Raw genomic sequence first — 2,394 nt, 5'->3', positions numbered from 1 at the left:
GCGTCCTCGCCCCCAACTCCGCGGAGGCCCTGCTCGCCCAGTTCGCCGTCCCGCTCGCCGGCGGGGCCGTGGTCGCCCTCAACACCCGTCTGGCGCCGGCCGAGATCGCCTACATCGTCGACCACGCCGGCATCGAGGTGCTCATCGCCGACGCCGACCTGCTCGCCGGCCTGGGCGACGAGGTCCCCGACGCGCTGCGGCTGCTCCTGGTCGCGCCCGACGCCGACGGAACCCAGCCCGACGTGTCCCGCTTCGGCCCGCGCGCCGAGGCGCTCGAGGAGGGGCTCGCGACCGCCTCGCCGCAGCCCGTGCCGTGGACGGTCGCCGACGAGGACTCCGTCATCGCCGTCAACTACACCTCCGGCACCACCGGGCGTCCCAAGGGCGTCATGTACACCCACCGCGGCGCCTACCTCAACGTGCTCGGCGAGATCGTCACCCAGGGCCTCGACGCCGACTCGCGGTACCTGTGGACGCTGCCGATGTTCCACTGCAACGGCTGGTGCACCACCTGGGCGCTGACCGGGGCGCGGGGCACCCACGTGTGTCTGCGCGCCGTCCGGGGGGAGGACATCTGGAGACTGTTCGACGACGAGGGGATCAACCGCCTCGCCGGTGCCCCCGCCGTGTTGAGCACCATCGCGGACGACCCGGCCGCCCGGCCGATCGAGGGGATCCGCATGATCACCGCCGGGGCGCCGCCCTCGCCGACCATCCTGCGCCGCTTCGAGGAGCTCGGGATCGACGTCACCCAGGTGTACGGACTCACCGAGACCTACGGCCCCTTCATCGTGTGCACCCCACAGCCCGGCTGGGCCGATCTCGACCCCGACGAGCGCGCCGGCCTCAAGTCCCGCCAGGGCGTGGCGATGATCCACGCCGACACCGTGCGCGTGGTCGAGCGGACCTCGCCCGGGGAGACCCGTCTGATCGACGTGCCCGCCGACGGCGTGACGATGGGCGAGGTCGTGATGACCGGCAACGGCGTCATGAAGGGCTACTTCAACGACCCCGAGGCCACCGCCGCCGCGTTCGCAGGGGGCTGGTTCCACTCCGGTGACCTCGGCGTGATGCACCCCGACGGATACGTGCAGCTGCTCGACCGAGCCAAGGACGTGGTGGTCTCCGGCGGCGAGAACATCTCCACGATCGAGGTCGAGCAGGCGATCGTCTCCCACCCCGACGTCGTGGACTGCGCCGTGGTGTCCATGCCCGACGAGAAGTGGGGCGAGCGGCCCAAGGCCTACGTCGTGGTGCGGCCGGGGGCGCAGCTCGACGAGGCCGGCGTGATCGAGCACTGCCGCACGAAGATCGCCCGCTACAAGGTCCCCGGCGCGGTGGAGCTCACCGAGGCGCTGCCGCGGACGTCCACCGGCAAGGTGCGCAAGAACGAACTGCGCGACGCCGCGTGGGCGGGCTGGGAGAAGCGGATCAACTGAGGCGGGCGAACCCGGCCCGCCACCGTGACGCCGGTGCCGTTATTGTGTCAGGTAGGACCACAATCCGGTGCGCCCGGTCATGACGGGGCGCACCCCGCCCCCGACTCGCAGGAGGTCGACGCAGGCCCATGACGAACATCGTCGTACTGATCAAGCAGGTTCCCGACACCTATTCCGAGCGCAAGCTCTCGGACGGGGACTACACCCTGGACCGCGAGGCCGCGGACGCGGTCCTGGACGAGATCAACGAGAAGGCCGTCGAGCAGGCGCTCCAGATCAAGGAGGCCAACGGCGGCGAGGTCACCGTCCTGTGCGCCGGACCGGATCGCGCCACCGAGGCCATCCGCAAGGCCCTGTCGATGGGTGCCGACAAGGCGGTCCACCTCAACGACGAGGGCCTCCACGGTTCCGACGTCGTCCAGACCGCGTGGGCCCTGGCCAACGTGCTGGGCACCATCGAGGGCACCGAGCTGGTCATCGCCGGCAACGAGGCCACCGACGGCCGCATGGGTGCCGTCCCGGCCATCCTCGCCGAGTACCTGGGCCTGCCCCAGCTCACCCACATGCGCACCCTCGAGATCGCCGACGGCGTGGCCCGGGGCGAGCGCGAGACCGACGAGGGCATCTTCGAGGTCGAGGCCTCCCTGCCGTGCGTCGTGTCGGTCGGCGAGAAGATCAACGAGCCGCGGTTCCCGTCCTTCAAGGGCATCATGGCCGCCAAGAAGAAGCCGGTCGAGGTCCTCACCCTGGCCGACGCGAACGTCGAGGCCGGCCAGGTCGGCAAGGACAACGCCGCGTCGACTGTGACCTCCTCCGCCCCCAAGCCGCCGCGTGCGGCCGGTGAGAAGGTCGTCGACGAGGGCGAGGGCGGCAACGACATCGCCAAGTACCTCGTGGCGCAGAAGCTCATCTGACGCGAGCTCACCCCGACCGACTCATCACAGTCTTTTTCAAG

Annotated in this window: 2 protein-coding genes; both read left to right on the top strand. The window is 70.7% G+C overall.

Features of this window, described 5'->3' with window-relative positions; all coding sequences use genetic code 11:
* The coding region (locus G6030_RS15270; protein ID WP_182643698.1) for an AMP-binding protein at positions 1-1,439 on the top strand (1,439 nt) is incomplete at its 5' end.
* Positions 1,440-1,567: 128 nt separating this feature from the next.
* The gene (locus G6030_RS15265) at positions 1,568-2,353 is read left to right on the top strand and encodes an electron transfer flavoprotein subunit beta/FixA family protein (RefSeq protein WP_007629330.1); all 786 of its coding nucleotides are present in this window, start codon (positions 1,568-1,570) and stop codon (positions 2,351-2,353) included.
* Positions 2,354-2,394 lie beyond the last annotated feature (41 nt).

The sequence above is a fragment of the Dietzia sp. E1 genome (assembly GCF_014145015.1).
GTDB lineage: Bacteria > Actinomycetota > Actinomycetes > Mycobacteriales > Mycobacteriaceae > Dietzia > Dietzia cinnamea_A.
The sequence above is the reverse complement of the archived record's forward strand: the minus strand, read 5'-3'. Positions and strand labels throughout refer to the sequence as shown.